Annotated in this window: 6 protein-coding genes and 1 pseudogene; 4 read left to right on the plus strand and 3 right to left on the minus strand. The window is 60.6% G+C overall.

The window, feature by feature from the left end; translation table 11 throughout:
• Positions 1-683 precede the first annotated feature (683 nt).
• From GE027_RS20315 to GE027_RS20325, 3 genes are read left to right on the plus strand one after another with little or no spacing between them, the layout of a single operon-like run.
• Positions 684-2,846, plus strand: a complete 2,163-nt coding sequence (locus GE027_RS20315) for an HAD-IIB family hydrolase (RefSeq protein WP_237607695.1) — start codon at positions 684-686, stop codon at positions 2,844-2,846.
• Entirely contained in the window at positions 2,827-4,830 is a 2,004-nt protein-coding gene (locus GE027_RS20320; protein ID WP_153559059.1) for an amylosucrase, read from the plus strand. The genes GE027_RS20315 and GE027_RS20320 overlap by 20 nt, the downstream gene beginning before the upstream one ends.
• A 10-nt stretch (positions 4,831-4,840) precedes the next feature.
• On the plus strand, positions 4,841-5,677 hold the full coding sequence (locus GE027_RS20325) for an HAD-IIB family hydrolase (RefSeq protein WP_162006851.1): 837 nt from the start codon (positions 4,841-4,843) through the stop codon (positions 5,675-5,677).
• 52 nt (positions 5,678-5,729) lie between these two features.
• Here the strand turns inward: GE027_RS20325 and GE027_RS20330 are convergent, their stop codons facing one another.
• Complete coding sequence (locus GE027_RS20330) at positions 5,730-6,506, minus strand: DUF1559 domain-containing protein (RefSeq protein WP_153559061.1); 777 nt, start codon at positions 6,504-6,506, stop codon at positions 5,730-5,732.
• Positions 6,507-6,697: 191 nt separating this feature from the next.
• Between GE027_RS20330 and GE027_RS20335 the strand changes: the two genes are divergently transcribed.
• Entirely contained in the window at positions 6,698-6,919 is a 222-nt protein-coding gene (locus GE027_RS20335) for a hypothetical protein (protein WP_153559062.1), read from the plus strand.
• A 118-nt stretch (positions 6,920-7,037) separates the two neighbouring features.
• Here GE027_RS20335 and GE027_RS20340 read toward each other — a convergent pair whose 3' ends face one another.
• Both GE027_RS20340 and GE027_RS20345 read right to left on the minus strand, forming a co-directional pair.
• A complete protein-coding gene (locus tag GE027_RS20340; RefSeq protein WP_153559063.1) occupies positions 7,038-7,454 on the minus strand; it encodes a hypothetical protein in 417 nt (138 codons plus the stop codon).
• 116 nt (positions 7,455-7,570) lie between these two features.
• A pseudogene (locus GE027_RS20345) lies at positions 7,571-7,789 on the minus strand (DUF1559 family PulG-like putative transporter); the annotation flags it as partial.
• Positions 7,790-8,131 lie beyond the last annotated feature (342 nt).

Below are 8,131 nucleotides of genomic sequence, written 5' to 3' on the forward strand. Positions count from 1 at the left end.
ACGACCGCCCTGCGCAAAACGCGCAGGGCGGTTTTTTATGCGCTGAGCTCGACGCTCATCACCCTCCCCCGGGAGACCCTTCAAGAACGCCTAGCCGCAATGAAAACTCCCCATCAATCGAATTCGTTTTCTCCCCTCTCCCCCGAATCTTGGCGAGCCTAAGCGAGTCAGGATTCGGGGGAGAGGGGCAGGGGGTGAGGGGGGGGCCGCGCAGCACCGTCGTCTCTGTGTTCTGCTAAATGAATCGGGATGCGGCAGATCTACACGAAGCGTGCGTTACAGGCGGTTGCGCCGGAGGCCCCTCACCCCCAACCCCTCTCCCCGCCGGCCTGGGCAAGCACCACTTGCCCAAACCGGCGGGGAGAGGGGAGTAAACGGTCGTAGGAATCGTCCCTTAGCCGTCGCGACGGCTGCTCCCTTTTTGGCATCTGCTATCATGACTGCGTTGCAGAACGCGAGGAAGCACATCGCCGCCCGAGCCGGATCCCGCTTCAGCTGCCGTTAACGCGTGTTGGTATGCAATTTGCGGCGGCTACCGATCCATTGTGGCTGACCCCGCATCGGCGGTCCTCCGAGCGACGGTTTGAACGGATGGCCGTGTTGTTCCTCGCCGCGCTGTAACCACCTCAAAAGAACCGATGATCCGTTTGTTGACCGCGGAGACTCCTCAATCGATGGCTGCTATGAACCTGCTTGCCGAAGAAAATTCGCTGAAGATATCGTTGATCAGTTTGCATGGGCTGATTCGGGCCAAAGATCCTCCATTGGGTTTTGATTCCGACACCGGGGGGCAGATCAAATACGTGCTGGAGCTGGCTCGGGAGCTGGCCGCCCAGCCCCAGGTTCGCGAGGTCGAGCTGCTGACGCGTCAGATCATCGATCCGCGTCTGGACGAGCAGTACGCCCAGTTGGAGGAACCGATCTGCGAGAACGCCAAGATCGTACGGATTCCCTTCGGGCCCAAGCGGTACCTGAAAAAAGAATCGCTATGGCCGTTTTTGGAAATGTTCATCGACCAGTCGCTGATCCATTTCCGCCGCCACGGTCTGCCCGACATCATCCACGGCCATTATGCCGACGCCGGTTTGGCCGGCGCTCACCTGGCCCAGTTGCTGCACATCCCCTTCATCTTTACCGGGCACTCCCTGGGACGCGTCAAACGCCAGCGCCTGAGTCTCGGCAAAGCCAGCGAGGAATCGCTGGAGCGAAAATACAAATTCACCCAGCGGATCGAAGCCGAGGAGATCGCTCTGGAGACGGCCTCGATGGTCGTCACCAGTACGAATCAAGAGATCCAACAGCAGTACGAGCTGTACGACCACTACCAGCCCTCGCGGATGGAGGTCATCCCGCCGGGCGTCGACCTCGATTCGTTCTCGCCGCGCTCCGCAGATTGGCAGCGGCCGGCGTTCGCCGACGAACTGGATCGCTTCCTCCGCGATCCCGACAAGCCGATGATCCTGACCATGGCTCGGCCCGACGAACGCAAGAACCTGGAAATGTTGGTCGACGTTTATGGTCAGAGCGAACAACTGCAGGAGATCGCCAATTTGGTGCTGATCATGGGCACCCGCGATGACATGAGCGATCTGCCGCGGAGCCAGCGTCAGGTGATTCAGAACGTCCTGCACAAGATCGACCTGTATGACCTGTATGGCCGCGTGGCCTATCCCAAGATGCACTCGCCCAGCGACGTCCCCGACCTGTATCGCCAGGCCGTGGCCCTCCGCGGCGTGTTCATCAATCCGGCCCTGACCGAGCCGTTTGGATTGACCCTGCTGGAAGCCGGGGCGACGGGCTTGCCGATCGTGGCCACCAACGACGGCGGGCCTCGCGACATCATCGCCAACTGCAACAACGGCCTGCTGATTGATCCGCTCGATGGCGACGGCATCGAAAAGGCGCTGCTGCGGGTGTTGACCGAGCCCGAGCAGTGGGAGGAGTGGTCCGAAGCCGGGATCGTCGGGACCCGCCAGCATTACTCGTGGAGCAACCACGCCAAACGCTACCTGCGCGACCTCAGCGATATCCTCGAGCACAGTCCCACGCCCGCCCTGCAGCAGCTCAGCAGCAAGCGGCGGTTGCCGGATTTCGACCGGATCATCATCACCGACCTGGACAACACGCTGACCGGCGATCCCGAGGCGCTGGCGGAATTCAACGAGATGATCCGCGGCCAGGAACACATCGGCTTTGGGATCGCCACCGGCCGCCGGCTCGACAGTGCTCTGGAGATGATCGAGGAGCTGAACCTGCCGCAGCCCGACCTGATCGACACCGATGCCGGGACCCAGTTGCACTACGGTCCGCGATTGACCCCGGACCGCAGCTGGCGTCAACAGATCGGTTTTGCTTGGAAGCCCGACGAGATCCACAAGGTGCTGGAAAGTTTGCCAGGATTTTTCCTACAAGATGAACGGCATCAATCGGAATACAAAATCAGCTACGAGATCGATCCCGACTCCTCGCCCAGCGTGGTCGAGATCCAAAAGGCCCTTCGCGAGGCTGGATTGCGTGCTAAGGTTATTCTGTCACTGGGAATGTACTTGGACGTGATTCCGGTTCGCGGCGGCAGCGATCTGTCGATGCGACATTTGCTGTGGAAATGGGGCTTCTCGCCCGATAACGTGCTGGTCGCCGGCGATTCGGGAAACGACGCCGGAATGCTGTTGGGACGCACCCTCGGGGTGGTCGTGGGCAACTACAGTCCGGAGCTCGAAGAGATCCGCAATCGTCCGCGCGTTTATTTCGCCGAAGGCAAGCATGCTCGTGGCATTATGGAGGGGATTAACTACTACCAGTTCTTAGACAATATTGTCATACCGAATGATCGGATCGAGTCATAACGGAGCCTTGGCCGTCGGCAGGGCCGCCCCCGGCAGCGTTCAGTTCGAGGCGGAACTATCGCTCAAACGCTTGTTGCCGCGAATCGAACCGGTTTGGCAGGCGGAGCACGTTGACGATCGGCTGCAGCACGAATTCGAAACGCGTCTTGAGGAGCACTGGTTGCCGCTGTTCGTGTTGCTGCGCCAGCTGTACGGCGATCGCTACGACTTCTTCTATCACCTCGAACAGATCCTCCTTACCGCGGCGCAGGCCTGGGCCCATCGGCCGCCGTCGCTGCAAGCGGTCGACCGCCACCGGGTGAACGAACCCGACTGGTTCACGTCGGAGAAAATGGTCGGCGGGGCGCTGTATGTGGACCTGTTCAGCGACAACCTGGCCCAGCTTCGCAAACACATCGGTTACTTTCAGGACCTGGGGCTGACCTACCTGCACCTGATGCCCCTGTTTGCGGTCCGCCCGGGCAACAACGACGGCGGCTATGCGATCAGCAACTACCGTTCGGTCGATCCGCGGCTCGGTACGCTGGACGACCTGAAACTGCTGGCCGACGACCTTCGCGAAGCCGGGATCTCGCTGGTCCTGGACTTCGTCTTCAACCACACCTCGGACGACCACCAGTGGGCCCAGCAGGCTCAGACCGGCGACCCCGAGTACCAGCAGTTCTATTACATCTTTCCCGATCGCGAGATCCCCGATCAGTACGAACGTACGCTCCGCGAGATCTTTCCGGCCGTCCGCCGGGGCAATTTCACCTGGCATGACGGGATGCAGCAGTGGGTGTGGACGACGTTCAATAATTTCCAGTGGGACCTCAACTACAGCAACCCGGCCGTGTTCCGGGCGATGGCCGAGGAGATGTTCTTCATCGCCGATACGGGCGTAGACATCCTGCGACTCGACGCGGTGGCGTTTATCTGGAAACAGATGGGGACCAATTGCGAGAACCTGCCGCAGGCTCACCTGTTGATCCAGGCCTTCAACCGGTTGGCTCGCATCGCCACGCCGGGATTGTTGTTCAAGAGCGAAGCGATCGTGCATCCCGACGAGGTGGTTCGTTACATCAGCCCCCACGAATGCCAGCTCTCGTACAACCCCACGCTGATGGCCCTGTGTTGGGAGTCGCTGGCCACGCGCAAAGTTCAACTGTTGACCAAATCGCTCAGCCATCGCCACAAACTTCCACGCGATACCGCCTGGGTGAACTACCTCCGCTGTCACGACGATATCGGCTGGACGTTCGACGATGCCGATGCGGCCGCTCTGGGAATCGACGCCTACAACCATCGTCAGTTTCTGAACCGTTTCTATACCGGCCAGTTCGAAGGTTCCTTCGCTCGCGGAATCCCCTTTCAGGAAAACCTGGCCACCGGCGACATGCGAATCGCCGGGACGATGGCGTCGCTGGCCGGGTTGGAGCTGGCGATCGAGGAAGACGACGAGCTGGCCAAGCAGGAAGCCATCGGCCGCATCCTCTTGCTGCAAGGCGTGGTGCTCAGCATCGGCGGCATTCCGCTGCTGTACCTGGGCGAGGAATGGGGCATGTTGAACGACTACGACTTTGTCAAAGATCCGGCCAAAGCCGGCGACACCCGCTGGGTCCATCGGCCCAAGATGAAGTGGGAGTTCCTCGAGGAACTGGACGATAGTTTAACGGCCGAGGGCGGTTCGATCCGTCGTACCCTGTATCGTTCGCTGCAGCACATGATTGCGGTTCGCAAATCGTCGCCAGCCCTGGCCGGTCAACAGATGGAGTTGGTCAATACGGGCAACCCGCACGTGTTGAGCTTCGTGCGCTCTCGGGACAGCCATCGCATGATCGTGGTGGCGAACTTCTCGGAGCATCCCCAGGCGATCTACGGCAATACGTTGCGGACCGCGGGACTGGGACGCTTCTTCGAGGACGCGCTGACCTCCAAGACCTATGGCACCAGTGGCGATTTGGCGATTCTACCCTACCAGATCCTTTGGCTCAAACGCGTTTAACGCAATGACAATGACTCCGCAGACTCAAATCACCACGCCTCCGGCCGTGCTGGCGACCGACCTCGACGGCACGTTCATCCCGCTGGACGACCAGCCGCACAATCGCGACGCCCTCGGGGAGTTGGCCCGCGTGCTCCGCGAGCGACGACTGCAGTTGGTTTTTGTTACGGGACGTCACTTCGCCTCGGTCACGCAGGCGATCGAGCAGTATCAACTGCCGCGGCCGCAGTGGATTATCTGTGACGTCGGCACGTCGCTGTACGCCGCCGATACCGACGCGAGTTTCCATCCGGTTACCGCGTACGCTCGCCATCTGCAGCAGCGAGTCGGCGAGATCACCGTCGATGTGCTCCGCGAGCAACTCAGCGCGATCACTGGACTGCGACTGCAGGAACCCGAGAAGCAGGGACCGTTCAAGCTGAGCTACTACGCTGACGCCAATCAGCTCGATCCGTTGGTCGCCCAGATCCAGGCGTCGCTCGACAGTTCGGCCGCCCCCTATAACGTGATCGCCAGTGTCGACCCGTTCAATAATGACGGCCTGATCGACCTGTTGCCCGCCGGCGTCTCCAAGGCGCACGGCTTGTCGTTCTGGGCCGGACAGCAGGGTTTGGACGAGCAGGCGATTCTGTTTGCCGGCGATTCCGGCAACGACCTGGCCGCTCTGACCGCCGGCTACCGCAGCATCCTGGTTCGCAATGCGGCCGACGCGGTGCGGCAACAGGTGCGCACTGTCCACCAGCAACAGGGCTGGGAAAATCGTCTCTACACGGCCCAGCAAACCGCCACCAGCGGCGTGCTGGAAGGCGTCCGCCACTACCTCGAAAGCCAGCGCGCCGAAGTCTAGCCTTCAGGCGATTCCGGTTGCGCTCTGGGTGGCTAAATCCTGGACTCCAGCGTTAATCGCTGCCGTCCTTGGTGACCATCGAACGCTGCAGCTGCGGGTCGATCGTCGACGCGATGAACTGAACGGATGCGTCGGCGAACAAGGTGTTCCCACCGCCCGGGTGATTGCTCATGCCGCCGGCGGTCAGCGAGAGGTAAGTGTTCAGGTCGATGTCTTGGGGGCTCATCCAGGGCACCGCGTTGGCCCCAGAGACTTCGACCACCATCAGCGTGTTGCTCATTCCGTCGGTGATGTCCTGAAACTGTGTCGTTTGGTCTCCCTGAAACACCGCCGAAGGATCGACCACCGCCACGTATGTGGTCGTGCTCTCGCCGGCGGTCGAGGAAGGGCAGGTGTAGGCGGGATTCAAGGAGTCGGCGGCCCCTTGGTTGACCGGATCGTTCCAGGGTTTGGAAAGGTCGATGGAGTTGTACAGCGTCTGCTGTCCCATGAACGGCAGAATCAATGTCCGCCAGCTGTGCAGCCGTTGCCCGTTTTCGTCCACCGTGTACGCCGGCGGCAAGCTGCCGTAGGTGTCGTGGTAGTTATGCATCGCCAAGCCGATTTGTTTCAGATTATTGCTGCATTGCATTCGCCGAGCCGCTTCGCGGGCCGCTTGCACGGCCGGCAACAGCAGGGCCAAAAGAATTCCCGTGCAGACCAGCAGGATCGGGATCGACACCAAACCCACGATCAACAGCACCTTTCCCGTGCTGGACTTCTGGGGCGGGACCGGCTGCATACCGGCCGGCTGTGGGGCGTAGGGCGTGGCGGGGTTGTCAGTGCTCATTGCGGTTCCTCTCCTGTGCCAACGGCGACAAAACATGCTCGGGGGCGGCGTGCTCAGTATACCGCTCGACAGCGGGAGCTGTTGGGAAAAAACGCGGCCCGCTCGCACCGCCGCGGCGTAGGGAGGCTTACACTGGCGACACCCGCGGCTTGCACCGTTTCGGCTGAACTCGATTCCTCAGGAGAACCTCCATGGCCAAACACGATGTCACCGTCGACATGCCTCCGCGACCGCTCAAACGCGACGACGTGGAGTTCGTCGTCAAACGTGACGGCGTCACCTACGGGACGCTGAAGGTGTCCAATGGCTCGCTGGTTTGGTTCCCGGCCGGAACGACCAACGGATGCAAGATGACCTGGGTCCGTTTTGATCAGATGATGCAAGAACATGCGCCGGCTCGCGAGCGACGCTAGAAACACCCTCGATCCCGTGACCTCAGCATTCGATTTTGCGATCCGGCCGTAGCTGAAGTCGCCAGACTTTGGACGAGAACATACGCCGGCTCGCATTCAATCTCTCGCGAGATCCGCTCTAGTAGCGGGTGGGATCACACAGCACGTACAGCAGTCCCAACTGGAAGGTCAACACCCCGATCGCCACGGGCACGCCGCGGCGATCGCGAACCATGCCCAGCCAGCCCAGCACCGAGAGGACGACCACCGTGCCGGCAAACTTCAGGGCCAGGAACAGGGCGATCCGTTCGGGTTGAATCAGGTTGTCGTCCAAGCCCATGATCATCCGGCCCACCTTGTTCCGTTCCATTTCCGGCAGAACCCGAGCGGTGACGATCGTCAAGTAGAAATCGTAGGCAGCCACCAGTCCGATCCCCACCATGCAGGTGACGATCACCGTCGCGGCGTTTGCCTGCAGCAGCGAAGCGACTGCCGCGATCGGGCGGCGATCGGACAGAACGCTGCGGGGAAAGGTTTTGACATCGACCGTGCTCACGTGGATCCTCCCATGACTTCGAACAGAAAATGGTTGTCACCCTCCGGGGTGACTTCCGCTTGCTTGTAAAACTCCGGCGCCGGCAGCTGGCGTTGGCGGCCCACGTCCTGCGGCAGCACGCCCGGCGGGATGCACCCAAACGTGTCGTGGTAATTGTGCAGCGACAGGCCGATCTGTTTGAGGTTGTTCGAACACTGCATGCGCCTCGCCGCTTCACGGGCTGCCTGAACAGCGGGCAGAAGGAGCCCCACCAAGACACCAATAATGGCGATCACCACCAACAATTCGACGAGGGTAAAACCCATTCTGCCTGTGCCCTTGAGGGACTTTGCCATAACGCTTCTCACTTCTCGGAAAATTCGTAGAGGACTGTAATGCAACTTTGTGAAAAAGCTGCGAAGCTTTGGTGTGCGTTTGAAACGAACTGAAAAGACAAGAAAAGCAAAGCCTATTCCCAGGCTGTGCCAAACCGGAGGAATTAATTTTTAGGGCGGATAGAGCACCTTAATGGTTTCGCAGCGAGTCCCATTCGGACGCTTGGCGCCGAGCGGGTGGGGAGTCCTTTCGCAGAAGTGGGGGTGTCGGTTTTTTTCTGCGCTCGCAGGAGGTTGCCTGCGATTTAGTCAGCTGCACGGTCCGAAGCCCAGAACCTGAGCACACCGCGCAAGCCCCCGCTA

Source organism: Roseimaritima sediminicola (genome assembly GCF_009618275.1).
Lineage (GTDB): Bacteria > Planctomycetota > Planctomycetia > Pirellulales > Pirellulaceae > Roseimaritima > Roseimaritima sediminicola.

Coding starts and splice junctions, on each gene's coding strand:
- GE027_RS20325 (WP_162006851.1), top strand. CDS start 4,841: ATGACTCCGCAGACTCAAATCACCACGCCTCCGGCCGTGCTGGCGACC.
- GE027_RS20315 (WP_237607695.1), top strand. CDS start 684: ATGAACCTGCTTGCCGAAGAAAATTCGCTGAAGATATCGTTGATCAGT.
- GE027_RS20320 (WP_153559059.1), top strand. CDS start 2,827: ATGATCGGATCGAGTCATAACGGAGCCTTGGCCGTCGGCAGGGCCGCC.
- GE027_RS20330 (WP_153559061.1), bottom strand. CDS start 6,506: ATGAGCACTGACAACCCCGCCACGCCCTACGCCCCACAGCCGGCCGGT.
- GE027_RS20335 (WP_153559062.1), top strand. CDS start 6,698: ATGGCCAAACACGATGTCACCGTCGACATGCCTCCGCGACCGCTCAAA.